At 63.4% G+C, this 18,216-nt stretch carries 11 protein-coding genes; 3 read left to right on the top strand and 8 right to left on the bottom strand.

Annotation, left to right across the window (positions count from 1 at the left end):
* The first annotated feature begins 25 nt into the window (after positions 1 to 25).
* A complete protein-coding gene (locus HHL24_RS07290) occupies positions 26 to 3,646 on the top strand; it encodes an indolepyruvate ferredoxin oxidoreductase family protein (protein ID WP_169484825.1) in 3,621 nt (1,206 codons plus the stop codon).
* Between the two features lie 50 nt (positions 3,647 to 3,696).
* Here the strand turns inward: HHL24_RS07290 and HHL24_RS07285 are convergent, their stop codons facing one another.
* The 8 genes from HHL24_RS07285 to HHL24_RS07250 all read right to left on the bottom strand — a co-directional run bounded on the left by HHL24_RS07285 (position 3,697) and on the right by HHL24_RS07250 (position 14,174).
* On the bottom strand, positions 3,697 to 4,488 hold the full coding sequence (locus HHL24_RS07285; RefSeq protein WP_169484824.1) for an alpha/beta fold hydrolase: 792 nt from the start codon (positions 4,486 to 4,488) through the stop codon (positions 3,697 to 3,699).
* Positions 4,485 to 5,354 carry an SDR family NAD(P)-dependent oxidoreductase gene (locus HHL24_RS07280; protein WP_169484823.1) on the bottom strand — a complete coding sequence of 290 codons (870 nt, stop codon included), beginning with the start codon at positions 5,352 to 5,354 and terminating at the stop codon, positions 4,485 to 4,487. Before HHL24_RS07280 ends, HHL24_RS07285 begins: the two co-directional genes overlap by 4 nt.
* Before the next feature lie 4 nt (positions 5,355 to 5,358).
* Entirely contained in the window at positions 5,359 to 6,186 is an 828-nt protein-coding gene (locus HHL24_RS07275) for an enoyl-CoA hydratase/isomerase family protein (RefSeq protein ID WP_169484822.1), read from the bottom strand.
* Positions 6,187 to 7,164, bottom strand: coding sequence for a VOC family protein (locus HHL24_RS07270; protein ID WP_169484821.1), 978 nt, complete (start codon positions 7,162 to 7,164; stop codon positions 6,187 to 6,189). It abuts the gene before it with no gap.
* 38 nt (positions 7,165 to 7,202) lie between these two features.
* The gene (locus HHL24_RS07265; RefSeq protein WP_169484820.1) at positions 7,203 to 9,707 is read right to left on the bottom strand and encodes an efflux RND transporter permease subunit; all 2,505 of its coding nucleotides are present in this window, start codon (positions 9,705 to 9,707) and stop codon (positions 7,203 to 7,205) included.
* A gap of 97 nt (positions 9,708 to 9,804) precedes the next feature.
* Complete coding sequence (locus HHL24_RS07260; RefSeq protein WP_169484819.1) at positions 9,805 to 10,911, bottom strand: YCF48-related protein; 1,107 nt, start codon at positions 10,909 to 10,911, stop codon at positions 9,805 to 9,807.
* An 88-nt stretch (positions 10,912 to 10,999) separates the two neighbouring features.
* Positions 11,000 to 12,364, bottom strand: a complete 1,365-nt coding sequence (locus tag HHL24_RS07255) for a DUF1329 domain-containing protein (RefSeq protein WP_169484818.1) — start codon at positions 12,362 to 12,364, stop codon at positions 11,000 to 11,002.
* 109 nt (positions 12,365 to 12,473) lie between these two features.
* Positions 12,474 to 14,174 carry a DUF1302 domain-containing protein gene (locus tag HHL24_RS07250; protein WP_169484817.1) on the bottom strand — a complete coding sequence of 567 codons (1,701 nt, stop codon included), beginning with the start codon at positions 14,172 to 14,174 and terminating at the stop codon, positions 12,474 to 12,476.
* Positions 14,175 to 14,983: 809 nt separating this feature from the next.
* Between HHL24_RS07250 and HHL24_RS07245 the strand changes: the two genes are divergently transcribed.
* Positions 14,984 to 16,585 carry a GMC family oxidoreductase gene (locus HHL24_RS07245; protein WP_169484816.1) on the top strand — a complete coding sequence of 534 codons (1,602 nt, stop codon included), beginning with the start codon at positions 14,984 to 14,986 and terminating at the stop codon, positions 16,583 to 16,585.
* A 58-nt stretch (positions 16,586 to 16,643) separates the two neighbouring features.
* Positions 16,644 to 18,155, top strand: a complete 1,512-nt coding sequence (locus tag HHL24_RS07240) for an aldehyde dehydrogenase family protein (RefSeq protein WP_169484815.1) — start codon at positions 16,644 to 16,646, stop codon at positions 18,153 to 18,155.
* The last annotated feature ends 61 nt before the right edge of the window (positions 18,156 to 18,216 follow it).

Here is an 18,216-nt window from a genome sequence, read left to right as displayed (position 1 = left end):
CGAAACCAGTATCGGAGACAAGCCCATGAACGCGCCAGCATCGCCCGCTCAAGAAGCGGAGCTAGCCGCCGTCTCACTCGACGACAAATACACCCTGAACCAAGGCCGCATTTATATCAGCGGCACTCAGGCATTGGCGCGCCTGCCGATGTTACAGAAAGAACGCGACCGTCGCGCGGGTTTGAATACCGCCGGCTATATCTCGGGCTATCGCGGCTCGCCGCTCGGCGCGCTGGATATGGCGCTGTGGAAGGCCAAAAGCCATTTGAAAGCGCATGACGTCGTGTTTCAGGCGGGCGTCAACGAAGACCTCGCGGCTACCGCCGTGTGGGGCTCGCAGCAGATCAATCTGTGGCCCGGCGCGACCTACGACGGCGTATTCGGCATGTGGTACGGCAAAGGGCCGGGCGTCGATCGCACCGGCGACGTGTTCCGTCACGCGAACTCGGCGGGCACCGACAAGCATGGCGGCGTGCTGGTGCTGGCAGGCGACGATCATGGCGCGAAGTCGTCGTCGGTGGCGCATGAGTCGGAGCACGCGTTCATCGCAAGCGGGATTCCGGTGCTGTATCCGTCCAGCGTGCAGGAATATATCGACTATGGGCTGCATGGCTGGGCCATGAGCCGCTATTCGGGCCTGTGGGTCGCGATGAAATGCGTGACAGATGTGGTGGAGTCGACCGCATCGATCGAGATCGATCCCGAGCGTGTACAGATCACGCTGCCGGACGATTACACGATGCCGGAGGGTGGCCTGAATATCCGCTGGCCCGATCCGCCGCTCGCGCAGGAAGCGCGGCTGCTCGACCATAAGTGGTATGCGGCGCTTGCCTATGTACGCGCCAACAAACTGAACCGCGTGGTGATCGATTCACCCGCGCCGCGCTTCGGCATCATGACCGCGGGCAAGGCTTATCTGGACGTGCGCCAGGCGCTCCTCGACCTCGGCCTCGACGACGTAACGTGCGCGCAGGTGGGCATTCGCGTGTTGAAAGTGGGTTGTGTATGGCCACTCGACGCGCAGGACGCGCGCAACTTCGCGACCGGCTTGCAGGAAATCCTGGTCGTCGAGGAGAAGCGTCAGATTCTCGAATACGCGCTGAAAGAAGAGCTGTACAACTGGCGCGACGACGTGCGCCCGAAAGTCTATGGCAAGTTCGACGAGCGCGACAACGAAGGCGGCGAGTGGTCGGTGCCGCGTGGCGACTGGCTGTTGCCGGCGCATCACGAACTGTCGCCCGCGCTGATCGCCAAGGCGATCGCGCGGCGTCTCGCGAAGGCCGATTTGCCCGCTGACGTCGCCGCAAGAATTGCCGGGCGCGTCGCCTTGATCGAGGCGAAGGAGCGCGAGGCGGCCAGGCCGCGCGTCACGGTGGAGCGCAAACCTTGGTTCTGTTCGGGTTGCCCGCACAACACGTCGACGCGGGTTCCGGAAGGCTCGCGCGCACTGGCGGGTATCGGTTGCCACTATATGGCGATGTGGATGGACCGCAATACCGAGACCTTCAGCCAGATGGGCGGCGAGGGCGTGGCGTGGCTTGGGCAGATGCATTTCACGAGCGATAAGCATGTATTCGTCAACCTCGGCGATGGCACCTATTTCCACTCCGGCCTGCTGGCGATCCGCGCGGCGATTGCGGCGAGCGCGAACGCCACCTACAAGATTCTCTATAACGACGCGGTCGCCATGACCGGTGGCCAACCGGTCGACGGCGTGCTGACGGTGCCGCAGATCGCGTTTCAGGTCGTCGCGGAAGGGGCGAAGCGGGTGGTGATCGTCACCGACGAGCCAGAGAAATACTCGGCGGCTGTGTTATTGCCGACCGGCGTTCAGGTCCATCATCGTGACCGGCTCGATGCGATTCAGCGCGAATTGCGCGACACGGCCGGCACCACCGTGCTGATTTACGACCAGACCTGCGCGACCGAAAAGCGTCGGCGGCGCAAGCGCGGCACGTACCCTGACCCCGCCAAACGCGCGTTCATTAACGATGCGGTCTGCGAGGGCTGCGGCGATTGCTCGGTGCAGTCGAACTGTCTGTCGGTCGAGCCGCTCGAGACGCCGCTTGGCACCAAACGCAAGATCAATCAGTCGTCGTGCAACAAGGATTTTTCGTGCGTGAAGGGCTTCTGTCCGAGCTTCGTCACGGCGGAAGGTGCGCAAGTGAAGAAGCCGGCAGGCGCGGGTGGGGCCGCGCAAGGCGACAATCGCATGCCGGATTTTGCGGCGCTGACACAGCCGCGGGCCGAACCGCTCGCGCAACGCTACGGCATTCTCGTGACCGGCGTCGGCGGCACGGGCGTCGTCACAATCGGCGGGCTGATCGGCATGGCCGCGCATCTGGAGCGCAAGGGCGTCGTCGTGCTCGACATGGCGGGACTCGCGCAGAAAGGTGGTGCGGTGCTGAGCCATATCCAGCTTGCGCCGACACCCGACGCGCTGCACGCCACGCGCATCGGCACCGGCGAGGCGCGGCTCATCATCGGTTGCGATGCGATCGTGTCGGCCTTGCCGGAAGTGCTCTCGAAGACGCGACTCGACGTCACGCGCGCGGCGATCAATAGCGGCGCCACACCCACGGCCGAGTTTGTGAAGAACCCGCATTGGGTGTTTCCGGGTGCGCAGACGGAGCAGGATTTGCGTGCCAATATCGGCGAGCATTGCGCATTTATCGATGCCAATCAGCTCGCACTGACACTGCTGGGCGACACGATTTACGCGAACCCGTTGCTTTTGGGCTATGTGTGGCAGAAGGGCTGGTTGCCGCTTTCGAATGCGAGCCTGCTGCGCGCCATCGAACTGAACGGCGTGGCAGTCGAGAAGAACCGCCTCGCGTTCGATTGGGGGCGCTATATCGCTGAACACGGCGCGCAGGCGGTGGATCAGTTCGTGCCACGGCAAACGCGCGACTTAGCGCAAACGCAGGCGGTCGTGCTGCAACTGCCGCAGTCGGTGGAGAAGCTGATCGAGACGCGCGCGCAGGTTCTCGTCGAGTATCAGGACGAGCGCTATGCAGAGCGCTATCGAAACGTGGTGGGACGACTACGCGCGAGGGAATCGCAAATCAGCGGCGATATGCAGATGCCGCTCACGCGCGCCGTCGCGCAAAATCTCGCGAAGCTGATGAGCTACAAGGACGAATACGAAGTCGCACGACTCTATGCCGAGCCGGCCTATCTCGACAAGCTGCGCGCCCAGTTCGAAGGCGAGCCGGGCAAAGACTACGCGCTCAGCTTCTATCTCGCCCCGCCTTTGCTCGCCAAGCGCGACGAGCATGGGCACCTGATCAAGCGCCGCTTTGGACCTTGGGTGCTGCCCATGTTCCGCATGCTGGCTAAATTCAAAGGTCTGCGCGGCGGGGCGTTCGATATATTCGGCAAGACTGCCGAGCGGCGCATGGAGCGGCAACTTATCGAAGACTACATCGCACTGGTGGAAACGTTTTGCGCTTCACTGAATGCGGACAATCTCGATGTGGCGATCCGGCTCGCGAAGTTGCCGGACGAGATTCGAGGATTTGGTCACGTCAAGGAACGCAACATCCACGCTGTGGAGAAAAAGCGGCAGGCATTGATGACGGAGTATGCGCAGGCAAGGGGGCCGAACCAGCCGAAGGCGCCGCGAGAAGAGCGACTCGTAGTGTGACGTGATGAAGCTGAAGGGCGCTTGCGTAAAGCAAGCGCCCTTCGTCATGCTCAGCACCGGCTCAACAGAATCTCCGCCAGCTTCACCGGCTCGCTGATCATCGCGTTATGACAGGTATCGAGTTCGATCACTTCGTCCACGCCGCCCAGGTTGCCGATGAATTCGCGTTGCACCTTCGGCCGCAACGCACGGTCGCGTTGAGTGAGCACCCAGCTCATCGGTACGCGCGGTAATGTCGAGCGATCGACCGGTTCGGTCGTCACCCTGGTGCTTTCGGCACACAGACCCGCCACGACGCGTTGCTTCTGCTCCCGCGTCATGCCGTTGGCGAATACCCAGCGCGCGATGAACGCGGGGAACGGCGCGCTAACGGCGGTGCGCCGTGCGGCTCGCGACGCGATCACGTTCATCGGCGCATGCAGTGTATCGAGCACGGTCTTGCCGTCAGGCGGGATGCAGCAGGCGATGAAAACCATCCGTTGCACGAGCGCGGGCCCAAGCCGCGCCGCCACACCGGGCAGCGTGATCCCCGCCATCGAATGGCCGACCAGCATCACCCGGTCCGGCCGCGTCGCGAGAATTTGCGCCGTCACGCTCTCGACGCATTGCGCGATGGTCAGCGTCGCCAGATTGCCCGGTTCGTTACCGTGGCCGGGCAGATCGACGGCGAGTACCTGCGCTGAAGGATCGCGCGCGCGCAATGCGTCGACGGTGGGCTGCCAGCACGTACCACTATGCTGGCCACCGTGCACCAGGACGATAGTCGGCTTGCCGGCGCCCCTCGGCTTTGCAACTGAAGTATCGAAGTCCGGCCGCGCCTGAGACGACGGCTGCGCGTTCAATATGCTTCTCTACCGCGCGCGGCGAACAGCGCACGCATCGGCGCCAGAGTCGGCGCATGGCTCGTGAAGCCGCCATCGACGGGCAGGGTCGCGCCGGTGATGAACGCGGCTTCGTCCGAAGCGAGAAAGCACACGACATCCGCCACATGCTTCGGTTCGCCGAGATAGGGCGTCAGATGACCGTCGAGAATCACCGCCTTGATGTCGTCGGGCAGCGGATGCGCGCCACCGTTCTCCGCGACCACGAGACCGATCTGGATCGTGTTCGAGCGAATCCCTTGCTTGCCGTATTGGGCGGCAATCGACTTGCTCAGGATCGTCAAGCCGGCTTTCGAAGCGGCATACGCGCTCAAGGTGAAATCGCCCTGCGCGCCAAAACCGGACGACGCGTGGATGATCGAACCGCCGCCTACCTTCAGCATCGCGGGAATCGCGTGCTTCGAACACAACATCGGGCCGCGCAGATTGACCGCCATCGCGCGATCCCATGCTTCGACTTCGACGTTGCACACATCGCGGTCGCCGCTGCGTTGCGCGGCGTCGAGCACGGCCGCATTGTTGTGCAGGATGTCGATGCGTCCAAAGCGCTCCAGTACCGCTGCGATCATCGCCTTGACCTCGGCCTCGGACGAGACGTCGGTGCGCAGGCCCAGCGCCCGTCCGCCGATCGAAGCGGCCACCGCCGCCGCCGCATCGCCGTCGATATCCACCACGGCGACACGCGCGCCTTGCGCCGCGAGGCCACGGGCGCAGGCCGCGCCGAGTCCGCCGCCCGCGCCGGTGACGATCGCAACCTTGCCGTCGAGTTTGCCGGCCGTCGTTTGCGTCGTGCCGGTACCGCCAGAACTGCCAATACCGCTAGTCATCTGCTCAATCTCCAGTGAAAACAGGGGTGCGCTTTTCCTTGAAGGCCAGCGCGGCTTCTTTCACGTCGTCGCTCGGGGCGAGCAGCGCGAATAGATCGAGCTCGCGATCCAGGCCGCGGCGCAGATCGAGTTCGAGCGCGGCGCGCGCCGCCTGCTTGACGTAGATCGTGGCCGCCGGCGATTTCGCGGCGAGCCGGTCCGCTAGCGTTTGCACTTCGGCGATCAGACTCTCGGGCGTTGCCGAAATGCGCGTGACGAGGCCGATTTCCTTCGCTTGCTGTGCGCTCATCCGGTCGCCGGTCAGGAGCACGTCGAGCGCACGGCCATGGCCGACCACGCGCGCGAGACGCTGCGTGCCGCCGCCGCCCGGAATCAGGCCGAGGCCGGTTTCCGGCAGCGCAAGCACGGTATCGGGCGAGGCGAAGCGGATATCGCAGGCGAGCGCGATCTCCAGCCCGCCGCCCATGCAGAAGCCGTGCAAGGCGGCGAGAACCGGCTTCTGGACCTGATCGAGCGCCTCGATCCAGCGCGAGCGCTCCATGCGCCGCCGCACTTGCAGCGACGATTCGGGCCCGCGCTTTTCCTTGATGTCGGCGCCCGCACAGAAGCCGCGCGGACCTTCACCGCGCAGCACGATCACGTGAACGTCGGGATCGGTGTCGAGGAGCTGCAGCGCCTGCGGCACGCCCCGGCGAATGTCGTCGTTGATCGCGTTGATCTGCTCCGGCCGGTTCAGCACGATCCACGCGGTCTTGCCGCTGCGCTCGATGCGCACGGTAGGGTTGATCGTCAGCCCATTCATGATGGGGGTCCCCTCGTGGGTAGTCAGCATTTAGCGGGGCGCCTGAAATTCTTCGAACTCGAACAGCTGGCCGTCGAGCTCGGCGGGGTGGATGCGAATCAGCGATCGGCCGCCCACGGCTTCGGACGATTCGACCCAGTCGAAACCGATGCCGCGCGCCTTCAATTCTTCGGCCTTGACTTGCAGGCCGTTCACTGCGATCCGCACGAAATACGGGCCCGGCCCCCAGCTGTTCAGATAGCGGCCGGCCTCGCCGTCCCAGCGGGTCGCCTCGAGCACGTCGAGCGACGCGCTGTTGGGCAGCGTGAAGCCCATTCGCGCGCGCCGGTAGCCTTCGCCGACCAGCGTTTCCACCGCGCCGACCGGCTCCCAGTCGAGATTCGCCGAACAGCGGCGCAGGGTGTCGTCGAGATCGCGCACGAGAAAGCCGCGTGCGGTGACACGCACCAGTTGGCCCGGCTGCAGATCGCGCGGCTGCGGCGCAGGCGTCGCGAAGGTTTCGGGCGGCAGTTGCAGCGGCTCCATCGGCATGATCTCGATGCACAGGCCGCCGTCCACGGAGGGTTCGTACTCGGGGCGCTCAGGGGTCACACCGACCCACAAACGGTCGAAAGGCATTTCCGGGGTGCGCTGCGCCATCCGGAACGGCAGGCGGCGGCGCATCAGGCGCTCGACGGTCTGCTCGAACTTCGGACCATGCGTGGCCACCACGATCGAGTGCGTGAGGATCGGCCGATGCTTGCCCTGAAACGCTTCGAGGCTTTGCAGGAAATGATGGAACGACGGGTCGCCGGGGTTCGGACGATCCAGATGCACTTGCGGCTCGACGCGCGTCGGCGCCACCGCCAGCGACTTGTGCACGCGCAGAAAATGGGCGATGTACGGATGGTTGTCGAACGCCTGGCGCCAGTTCGGGTGTTTGTGAATCCCCAGCTTGTTGACCAGCAATTCGGTCATCCCGTCCGGGTCCGGAACCATCATGTCGGCGGTCATCAGTAGATCGAACATATCGGTGAATCTCCAAAAAGTGTTGGATGAACGGCGTGTCAGGAGGCCTGGCGGGCCACCGGCGCAGCGGCGCGCAGGCGGGTGGCCGAGGCGGCGGTCACGGTTTGGCTAGCCTCGGCAGGCTCGCTGCCGGAGCCGCCGCGCAGGCGCTCGGCTTTCGGCCGCAGCAGGAAATAGGAGAGCGCCGGAATCAGCACGAGGGCGCCGACCATGTTCCACAGGAACATGAAGGTGAGCAGGATGCCCATGTCGGCCTGGAATTTGATCGGCGACCAGACCCACGTGACGACGCCGCCCGCGAGCGTGAAGCCGACCAGCATCACCACCTTGCCGGTGAACATCAGGGCGTCGCGATAGGCCTCGCGCAGGGTGGCGCCGGCGCGTTGCCGCGCGAGTTGTACGGAGAGCAGATACAGCGCGTAGTCGACGCCGATCCCGACGCCGAGTGCGATCACCGGCAGCGTGGCGACCTTCACGCCGATGCCGAGCAACACCATCAGCGCTTCGCACAACACCGAGGTGAGCATCAGCGGAATCAGCGCGACAACGACGGCGCGCCACGTACGGAAGGTGATGAAGCAGAGGATCGCCACCGACGCGTAGACCAGCAGCAGCATCTCGCGATTGGCCTGCTCGACAACGATATTGGTCGCCGCGTCGATGCCGGCTGAACCGGCGGCAAGCAGGAAATGCCGCTCGGGCGTGTCGTGCGCCGCGGCGAAATCGTTCACCACGTTCACCACGCGCGTCAGTGTCTCGGCCTTGTGGTCGCTCAGGAAGACCAGCAGCGGGGCGACCGTGCGGTCGGCGTTGGTCAGTTCGGGCATGGCCACCACCACGTTTGAAAACGCGTCGCCGGAGACGAACGGGTCGCGGTTCACCGTCAACCACTTGGGCGAGCCTTCGAAGTTGCCGGCCGTGTACTGCCGCACCACGCTCGACGCGGACACCGTGCCGCGCACGCCTTCGGTCTCGCGCAGCTTCGCTTCGAGACGGTCCATTTCGGTGAGCGTCGGGAAGCTCTCCACGCCGCCCGCCGGCGTCTTGACGATCACCGCGAAGACGTCGCTCGACAAGTTGTAGTGCTGGTTGATGAACGCGTTGTCGCGGTTATAGCGCGAGTTCGCCTTCAGTTCGGGGGCGCCGGAATCGAGGTCGCCCACCTGCAGATGCGTGCTGATCGCAAAGCCGCCGATAAACAGCAGCAGCGCGCCGACCAGCGCGCCGATCGCCCAGCGGCGGGTGGAAAAGCGGTCGAAGGCCTGATAGCTGCGCACCACGAAACCGCGCTTTGCATGCGGATCGGCGCTCAGGCGTGCCCGGCGCACCGCCGATTTGCTGACACCCGTGTACGACAGCAGCACCGGCAGCAGCACGAGGTTGGTGAAGATCAAGACGCCCACACCGATGCTGGCAGCGAGCGCGAGATTCCGGATCACGGGCACGTCGATGATCATCAGCACCGCGAAGCCGACCACGTCGGCGAGGAGGGCGGTCAGGCCGGCGAGGAACAGGCGCCGGAACGTATGGCGGGCGGCCGCATAGCGATGCACGCCGCGTGCGACGTCGCGGGTAATGCCGTTCATTTTCTGCGCGCCGTGGGAGACACCGATGGCGAAGACAAGAAACGGCACGAGGATTGAGTACGGGTCGATCGAAAAGCCCAGCCATTGGACGATGCCGAGTTGCCAGATCACTGCGGCAGCCGAGCAGAGCACCACCAGCCCTGTGCTGCGCATGCAGCGGGTGTACGCGTAGAGCGCGAACGCCGCGATCAAAGCAGAGATGCCGAAGTAGATCAGCACGCCGTCAAGGCCGTTGATCAGATCGCCCGCCAGCTTCGCAAAGCCGACGATGTGAATCTTGACGTTGCCGGTTTCAAGCGAGCGGATCTGCTTTTCCAGATCATTCGAGAGTTCGCGATAGTTCAGCGGCGCGCCGGTGGCGGGATCTTTGTCGAGCAGCGGCACGAACACCACGCTCGACCGCTCGTTGTTCGCGACCACCGAGCCGCCGATGCCGGCGCGCGCCACATTGCGGCGCAATTCGTCGAGGCTTTTGACGGAGCCGTCATAGGCTTCCGGCATCACGGGGCCGCCGCGAAAGCCGTCCTCGGTGATTTCGGTCCAGCGCACCGACGGCGTCCACAACGACTTCATGTACGCGCGGTCCACGCCGTGCATCAGAAAGACTTTGTCGTTGATCTTCTCCAGCGTGCGCAGATAGTCGGCGTCGTAGATCGAGCCGTTGGTGTTCTCCACCGAAATCCGCAGCGAGTTGCCGAGCGCACGCAATGACGCGGCGTTGTCGAGATAGTTGCGCACGAACGGGTGCGACTGCGGAATCATGTTCAGGAAGTTCGCGTTGACTTCCAGACGCGTGGCGCGGGCGCCGAACAGCGCCGTCAGGAACACGCAGACGATCACGATGAGCGCGCGATGATTGAAAATCAGCCGCTCGACCGGACCGCCGGAACGGCGGTCGAAAGGCTGCGCCGGTTGCGGTTGATCCTTCGCCGCGGACTGATCGTGGGGGTTATCCATGTTGAACACCTCTAGTGATGCGATTCAATGGCGGCTCTCGCGCCTGCTGCACTTACTGCACTTACCGCGCTGATGGTGCTGATTGAGTCTGTCCGGCTCAGCGCCGCGCGCCGATCGCCTCGATACTCATGCCGCTCGAACCGCCGAGCGCGACGCGATCCGCGCCGTCCGCGGCGATGCCGGCGAACAGCATCGGCGTATCGGTGGAGACCCGCTGGAATGCGCCGCTGACCGGATCGGCAACCAACAGCATCGCGCGGCTGCCGCAAATCACGATGCGGCCATCACCGAGCACGGTGGCGCCATTCAGCGTCGAATCGGTGCCGGTGTCGGCCTTCTGCCAGGTTGCACCCTGATCGGCGCTTTGATAGACGGTGCCGCGCAAACCGAATGCGAACAGCCGCTTTTCATTGCCGACGATGCCGAAGAAGCTGCCGGCGTAGCCCGTTTGCAGACGCTTGAACTGGCCGCTCGCGCGATCGAGCCGGAACACCGTGCCGCGTTCACCGGCGATATACACCTCGCCGCCGATACCGCGAATCGCGTTCAGGTTCAGGAAGTCCGGGTTGTCGACGTGCTCGAGGCCGGGCTGCCAGGTTCTGCCGCCGTCGTTTGTCACGGCGAACGAACCGAACGAACCGACCGCGTAGCCGTGCTCGGCATTGTCGAACCAGACATCGAGGTAAGGCAGCGACGCACCCCCCTTGGCGTTGTTCTCTTCCTGCTTCTGATAAGGCGCGGCGCTCGTGTCGCCGCGCGCCGCGGCCGAGCGGTAATAGGCGACGAAGCGCTCGTTGGAGATGCGTCCGTCGAGTTGTTTGGACCAGTTCATGCCGCCGTTCGACGTGTGCAGAATCACACCGTCGTGGCCGACGGCCCAGCCTTCGGAAGGGGTGGGGAAGGCCACTGCCGTCAGGTCGCTCTGAACCGGACTCGGGACCTGGCGCCAGCTATGCCCGTGGTCGTCGGATACGACGATCACACCGCGCTGGCCAACGCCGACAAGGCGACTGCCTGCGCTTGCTACCGCGGTCATCGGACGGGTACCCGGCGAGACAGCGGTTTCGGCAGGCGCGTCCAGCGGGTCGACGAACGCCTTTAGGCGGCCCGCGGCCGGCTCGACACTGGTGGCAGCACCCAGCACCGGGACGCACGCGAGTGCCGCCACGATGGCCGTCATGCAATGCACAGACCGGAAGGTCATGGGTAAGTCTCCGCAGACACAGATTGACAAGTGACGCGGTGCGCGCTCGCCGGGATCGAGAAAAAGATCCGGCGAGCGCGCACGCCGTTCAGCGCACGCCTGCGCTTTGCAGCGCTGCCGGCGTGTAATACGCCTGGTTCGGCAGTTCGTCGTGCGGGATCATGTGGGTGGCCGGATCGCCCTGGTCCGCGATCACCGCGTAGTTGCCCTTGGTCAGGTCGTAGACCACCTGGATCGGCTGGCCGACGCGCGGCTTGTCGTAAGGAACGATGTCCAGCGTATAGGCGGTGCGATAGAGCGCATTGCTCTGGTCGTACGCGTCATACGCCACGATCAGCCAGGTGTCTTCGTCGATGTAATACGTGCGGCGGCTGTAGATGAAACGCTGGCCCGGTTTGAGGGTCGCCTCGACTTCCCAGACACGGTGCTTTTCCCAACGCACGACGTCCGGGTTCGCGAACTTATCGCCGACCAGATTCGTTGCCTGATAGGCGCGATAGTTGTTGTACGGCACGAGGATTTCTTTCTCGCCCGCCAGCTTGAAATCGAAGCGGTCCATGCGTCCCTGGAACCCGCCGATTTCGTCGAATATCAGCGTGCCGCCAATGCCCGCCATCGGCGTGTCGTACTTCAATTCCGGCGCGACCCGCACGCGCCGCTGACCTGGCATGTAGATCCACGTGGTGTCGTCCTGCTCGCCGTCGTTGATGCTGTATTTCGCCAGATACAACTGGCCGACCTGCGAGGACGGACCGAAGAAGTTGGTGTAGGTCAGGCGGAAGAACGGGTCGGTCAGCTTCGTCGCGTTGCGGTCGTAGTACGGGTAGATGAACTTCGATTCCTGGTCGCCCATCAAGGTCTTGTGACCAGCTTGGTCGACAAAGATGGTACGGAAGTGGAAGTCGGTGCGCACGCCCTGGTAGCGCATGTTCTGATTCCACATCACCTCGTAGCCGTCTTTCGGAATCGGGAACGGGATGCAGCCAAATGCGCCTTCAACGCCATCGCCCTTGATCTTGCCGACCAGCTTCGCCGTGGTCGCGCAGCTTACTGTGTTCTTGAGCACCCAGTCCGGATACGTCATCGTGCGGCGTGTCTTGTAGACGTCGACGCGAAAATCGGGGAAGCGGTCGAGCAGCGCCTTGGTGCCCGGCGTCAGTACGTCGGCGTACTTGGCCTGATTGGCCTTCGTGATCGACTCGATCGGCTTGTCATCCTTGAACGGGTCGGGATAGCGGCCGCTGCCGGGCTTGAAGTCGGCGGGGATGGTCAGATCCTTCACGCCGCCTGTGTAGGCAGGGATCGAACCGTCCGCGTTGGCGGCTTTCAGTGCGCCGAATTCGGTGAGCTTGCCGCCCAGTTCTTTGGCTTCGTCGGGGCTGACCGCCGCGAGCACAGGCCCACTGGCGGCGACTGCCGTCGCCATCGTTGCCAGTACCATTGAGAGTTTCATGCTTGTCTCCAGAATATGTGTCAGAAAAACCCAGCCGGTGCGCGACAGTTTTTCTTATCCGGCGCTCGTAACGGCGTCCGTGACAGAAAGCGGGCGGCACCGGCGCCCGTCAGAATGAAGAAGAAAACGTAAGCGAAACCCAATTTTTGTCGTTGTAGAAAACCGGACCATTACCCGTTGCGTAATACGACGGGCCGCCGCTCGGTAATCCGTTGGCCGTGCCGAAATTGGTCTGGCCGCCGGCGTGCGAGTGATAGCCGTTGTATTGCAACGTGACGTTGTATTTGTTCTGAATCAACGCATGCAGGCCGAAGGTGTAGATCATCGAACCCTGATTGGTGCCGCCCAGAGTCGGCGTGTTGCCCCACAGGCCGTACTGCATGAACATCGGCGCGTCGAGGTCGATGCCCGGGAACACCTGCAGCCACTGAGGATCGAACTGCACCGCGAGCGCCACCGAGTTGTTGGTCGAGCAACCGGCCCACTTGCTGCCGCTCGGACATTGCGCCAGGTTGCCGACGCCGTTATAGAGCGCGCCGTCGCTGGTCGTCTTGACCTTCTGCGTGAACGCGATTTCCGCCAGCGCGCTGCCGGTGTTCCAGAACGGCGTGCGCGCCAAACCCGCCAGCGCATTAGCGATCACATTGACAACGTCGCCGCGTGCGCCTTGCTGGCCGCTCAGATCGCCAGGCAACGGGCCGGTACCGCTGTTCAACGCCGTGTTATGCCGGTACGACACTTCGAACCCCGTGCTGAGGTCGCCGATCTGTTTGTCGAGGCTCATGCCGTATAGCTTCACGTTCGAGCCATATGACAGGTGATAGTTGGTCGCACCGGTCACCGGGTTCTCCCCGAGCAGTACCCACGGCTGCGTTTCCGTCAAGCTACGGTAATAGAAGCCGAACGTGCCGCCCAACCATTCCGGCGCCCACGTGGCTTTGGCGCCGTAGTCGTTATGAAAACCGTTGTTCGGCATGAAGTCGCTGCCGCGTGGCACCGAGCCCTCCAGCAGGTTCGGCCCCTGGAACCCGAAGCCGACCGTGCCGAGATAGGTGCCGCCTTCAGGCAAACGGGTCGGCGCGTATTCGGCGAAATATTGCGCGGCCAGTGAGACCGTCGGCGTGATCTGAGTCGAGAACAGCACCTGGGCGCGCGGAATGGCCAGTTCCTTTGCCTGCGTGCCAGGTGAGGCGGCGCCCTCGATGCTGTTCGAAGCGCCTTGGCCATAGTTGATGCCTTCGTTGCCGAAGATCAGCGCATTGCCCCAGTATTCGGTAAGGCGGCCGACCTTGATCACAGCCGGCTGCCCGTTGATTTCGAACTTGTCGAACACGAACGCGTCCAGCAGATCCGCGCCTTGTTGGTAATAGCGTTCCGTGTAGCTGCCGTAGTGATTGCCGGTGTACGAATTCAGGCTCGAGTAAGGCACACCGGGATAGGCCATGCCCGGGTTGTTGTTCACGCCGCCGCCGTACGCGAAGTCTTTCCAGAGCGAGGCGCTCACGCGAAAGCCGAACTTGTCCTGATAGACCGCATCGAATTCGCTCAGGTCGGACACGCGGTTGGTGACGATGTCGCCGGCGTGCTTGAACTTGTAATCCGATTCGCTATAGAGCGGGTTGTTGCCGATCGAGTCATTGATGCCCTGCGCACGCATGCCCAGGTTGTAGCTGATTGTGTTGTCCCAATTGATGGCCAGATCGGGGTTCGAGCCGATCTGCACGGCACTCGCCGATGCAGCCCAGCATCCAAGAGCCATCGCGATACCGAGGCTCATCCGGTTTTTTTTGAATCTGGCGCAGCTGCTCATTCCCTTCATCTCCTGTCTCCTTGGCTCCCTGGCGGGGCTGGGCTTTTGTTCGACGGTGGTGACGGCTCGGTACTGCTGGCCTCGTGAATTTCACGCTGCCGCCCAGGGAATTGCACACAGTGTTCAACTTTGTGCAGTCTGCTCGTCGGGACTCGTTAGATTCGCCTGGATTCGGAATTGAATTCTATAGATAGAATTTCGACTTCGATTCTCTCGTTTTCCCTTATTCGAGACAAATTCAGCGAAGTTGTTCATATCCATTTCGGTGATGGGGGTAAGGATGCTGCGTGACGCCGCGCCAGGAGACGGAGAGTCAACCCGTTTCCGCAGGTGAAAGGTGCGCCGCCAGGTAAGGTCAAGGACCGCGGATTTTCGATCGAATCCTTCTGTGACAATGGATTTCGGGCGATGGCGCGCATCTGACGCAGGTGCGGAGAGAGCGCGTAGAGTGCAACTCGGCGCAGGGCATCAACGGGTCGACGCAAGGAATGGACAGCAGGACGTGAGATAAGGCGTGGGGCTTGCATGCTCGACAGTCGGGAGGTAATGCTGGCCAGTCGGACCATCCGCCGCCATTTTCTTAAATTGATCACCAGAATCGAACCTGTTCAACTTATCCGCTATCAGGAGTTACCCGGCCTCGCGGGGGCTCCGAAAGCGCCATCTCCAGAGATACCCTGGAGGCATTGCCAAATACGAGACACATTGACTATATGTGTTCATAATATTTCGGCAGTTGGCCGCGCGAGCTCGAAACGGCACCCCTGCCGGCGACGGACAAAACCGTGAACTTGTCACAGGAACGATCGATGGCTTTTCGTGAGCATTACGACTATGTGATTGTCGGAGCAGGGTCGGCGGGCTGTGTGCTGGCCAACCGTTTGTCGGCGGATTCGGCTGTGTCCGTGCTGCTGCTCGAAAGCGGGCCGCCGGATCGCAGCGCGCTGATTCACATGCCGCGCGGCATCGGCAAAATCCTGAGCCCGGGCGGTCCGCTCGTATGGAGCTATCGCGCCACCCAGCGCAGCGGCGGCGGCTCGGAAGACTGGTTAAAAGGGCGTACGCTCGGCGGCTCGAGTTCGGTCAACGGCATGGTGTATCTGCGTGGCCATCCACGGGATTACGACGACTGGGAAGCCGCGGGTTGCACCGGCTGGGGCTGGGCTGACATGGGCCGTTGCTTCAAGGACATGGAGGATCACGAGCTTGGTGAGGCGCAGTGGCGCGGCGCGGGTGGTCCGCTGAAAGTGTCGATGCACCCGTCGGGCGATCCGCTTTGCGAGGCAGTGATTGAAGCAGCAGGGCAGAGCGGTGTGCCGCGAGTCGGGGACATCAATGCCGCCGCGGATGCGGCGATCGGCTACCAGCCGCGAACCATCTGGCGCGGGCGACGTTGGAGCGCGGCCAAGGCGTTTCTCGATCCCGTGCGCGGCCGTGCGAATCTCGACATTCGCACGGGTGTCGAGGTCGAGCGGATCAACTTCAGCGGCAAGCGCGCCACGGGCGTGTCGCTGCGCACGGCTGAGGGCGCCGTGCTGACCGTGAATGCGCGGCGCGAAGTGCTGGTGAGCGCGGGCGCGCTGAACTCGCCGAAATTGCTTCAACTCTCCGGTGTCGGCGACGGCAAGCGATTGCACGAACTCGGCATCGACGTGGTTGCCGACGTGCCCGCGGTGGGCCGCAACCTGCGCGAGCATCGTCCGATAATGCTGAGCGCGCGCGTCACGGGCGGCAGTCTGAACCGGCAGTTTCGCGGCTGGCCGCTCGTCGCCAACATGTTCCGCTACCAGCTGCGTGGCGCGGGCCCGATGACGCATGCGGCGCACGAGGTCTGCGCCTTCGTTAAAACAAACCCGGAACTGACGCGTCCGAATGCGGAGATCGGCGTCGGTCTGTATTCGCTGACGGTGAAAGACGGCAAGATCGCAATCGACTCGCAACCCGGCATGACCTGGGTCGCCTATCTCACGCATCCTCAGAGCCTGGGCAGCGTGAGCATCACGTCGGCGGATCACGGCGCGCCGCTCGCCATCGACGCCAATTATCTCGACACCGAACAGGACCGCCGTCATAGCGTAGAGCTGATCCGGCTGATCCGCCGCATGCTGCGCCAGCCGGCACTGGGTAGCCATTTCACCGAGGAGACCGCGCCGGGTCCGGCGTTCACGTCCGATGAGGAACTGGTCGAGGCGTACTTCAAATTCGGCTCAACCGCCTTTCACGTGTCCGGCACCTGCCAGATGGGCAACAGCGATGCCGCTGCTGTCGATACGAAACTGCGGGTGCGTGGCGTCGAACGCCTGCGGGTGGTCGATACGTCGATCATGCCCACGCTGATCGCGGGCAATACCAACGCGCCCGCCATGGCGATCGGCATGCGCGCGGCTGAACTGATACTCGGCGAGCAATGAGCGTGGCCTTGCTGCCAGCGCTATCGCCATCTGACAACGACATGGACGGAGACATCGAATGAACGATTTTGCGGCGCTGCCGAAGCAGTTCACCGAACAGACGCGGCTCTTTATTGGCGGCGCGTGGGTCACGCCGCAAAGTGGTGAGCGTCAGCCCGTGTTGAATCCGGCCACCGAGGAAGTGATCGGCGAAGCGCCGGTTGGCGGGTTGCACGAAGCCGAAGCCGCGCTCGCCGCTGCGCGTGAAGCATTCGATCGCGGGCCGTGGCCGCGCATGTCGGCGGCGGAGCGCGCCGGCTTTATGCGGCGCGTGCATGCCGCGTTGCTCGCGCGTGCCGACCGCATCAAGGCGTTGCAGATCGTCGAAGCCGGGGCAACGCAAGCACTTGCCGAAACCATGATGTTCGCGTCGCCGATGAAGATCGTCGAAACCGCGATCGAGCGCTCCCTCAACCAGGCCGCGCGTCATCTGCCGATTACGACCGCGCTCAATCCGTTCGATCCCGCCGGCGCGCAATTGATCGGCAGCGGTGTCGTGGTGCGGGAAGCGATCGGCGTGGTGGCGGCGATCACGCCGTTCAACGCGCCGTTTCTCACCAACCTGGCCAAGCTGTTTCCGGCTTTGCTGGCAGGCAATACGGTCGTGCTCAAACCGTCGCCGCATACGCCGTTTTCGGCGCTGCTGTTCGGCGAGGCGGCGCAGGAAGCCGGGTTGCCGAACGGCGTGCTGAATATCGTCACCGGCAATGCGGACGTCGCACAGATGATGACCGCGGATGCACGTGTCGACATGGTGACGTTCACCGGCTCGGAGCAGGTGGGGGCGGCGATTCTGGCGCAAGGCGCACCGACCATCAAGAAGACGCTGCTCGAACTCGGCGGCAAGTCGGCGTTGATCGTGCGTGAAGATGCCGACGTGCAGAAAGCCGCGATGGAAGGCGTGTTCCAGGTGTCGACCCATTGCGGCCAAGGCTGCGCGTTGGCGACACGTCATATCGTGCACAACGCGATCCGTCCCGCGTATGTCGAAACCATGCGTGCGATTGCGGCGCAGTTGAGCGTCGGCGACCCGGCGGCGCCCGGCACGGTGGTCGGACCGCTGATCCGCGAAGCGGCCCGCAGCCGTGTCGAGCGCTTCGTGCAGCAGGGGCAGGACGAGGGCGCACGGCTCGTGGCCGGCGGGCGGCGGCCAGCTCATCTGGACAGAGGTTTCTTCTACGACGTGACGATTTTCGACGGCGTGACGAACGATATGTCGATCGCGCAGGAGGAGATCTTCGGCCCTGTGGCCAGCGTGATCGGTTTCGATAGCGACGAAGAAGCGGTGCAGATTGCCAATGACAGCCGATATGGTTTGTATGGCGGGATTCATTCGCGTGACCCGGCGAAGGCTTATGACATGGCGCTGCGTTTGCGCACCGGCGGCGTGGTGATCAATGGCGGCCTGTATTCATTGATGGATGCCCCATTTGGCGGATATAAGCGGTCCGGGCTTGGGCGAGAATTCGGTGAAAACTGGCTGGATGAATACACGCAGGAGAAGTCGGTGCTGTTTCGAATTGGGGTTTGATCTGTTCGGGGTGCGGCAGAACAAAACGCGTGAGCGGGTAGCCGCAAATCTTCCGTCTGGT

It is taken from the genome of Paraburkholderia polaris, from assembly GCF_012927345.1.
Classification (GTDB): domain Bacteria; phylum Pseudomonadota; class Gammaproteobacteria; order Burkholderiales; family Burkholderiaceae; genus Paraburkholderia; species Paraburkholderia polaris.
This window is presented reverse-complemented; position numbering and strand designations above follow the sequence as displayed.

Bases quoted from the DNA above. Each gene is read 5' to 3' on its own strand.
- HHL24_RS07265 (WP_169484820.1), bottom strand. From the start codon at position 9,707: ATGGATAACCCCCACGATCAGTCCGCGGCGAAGGATCAACCGCAACCG.
- HHL24_RS07260 (WP_169484819.1), bottom strand. From the start codon at position 10,911: ATGACCTTCCGGTCTGTGCATTGCATGACGGCCATCGTGGCGGCACTC.
- HHL24_RS07280 (WP_169484823.1), bottom strand. From the start codon at position 5,354: ATGACTAGCGGTATTGGCAGTTCTGGCGGTACCGGCACGACGCAAACG.
- HHL24_RS07275 (WP_169484822.1), bottom strand. From the start codon at position 6,186: ATGCTGACTACCCACGAGGGGACCCCCATCATGAATGGGCTGACGATC.
- HHL24_RS07245 (WP_169484816.1), top strand. From the start codon at position 14,984: ATGGCTTTTCGTGAGCATTACGACTATGTGATTGTCGGAGCAGGGTCG.
- HHL24_RS07250 (WP_169484817.1), bottom strand. From the start codon at position 14,174: ATGAGCAGCTGCGCCAGATTCAAAAAAAACCGGATGAGCCTCGGTATC.
- HHL24_RS07290 (WP_169484825.1), top strand. From the start codon at position 26: ATGAACGCGCCAGCATCGCCCGCTCAAGAAGCGGAGCTAGCCGCCGTC.
- HHL24_RS07240 (WP_169484815.1), top strand. From the start codon at position 16,644: ATGAACGATTTTGCGGCGCTGCCGAAGCAGTTCACCGAACAGACGCGG.
- HHL24_RS07255 (WP_169484818.1), bottom strand. From the start codon at position 12,364: ATGAAACTCTCAATGGTACTGGCAACGATGGCGACGGCAGTCGCCGCC.
- HHL24_RS07270 (WP_169484821.1), bottom strand. From the start codon at position 7,164: ATGTTCGATCTACTGATGACCGCCGACATGATGGTTCCGGACCCGGAC.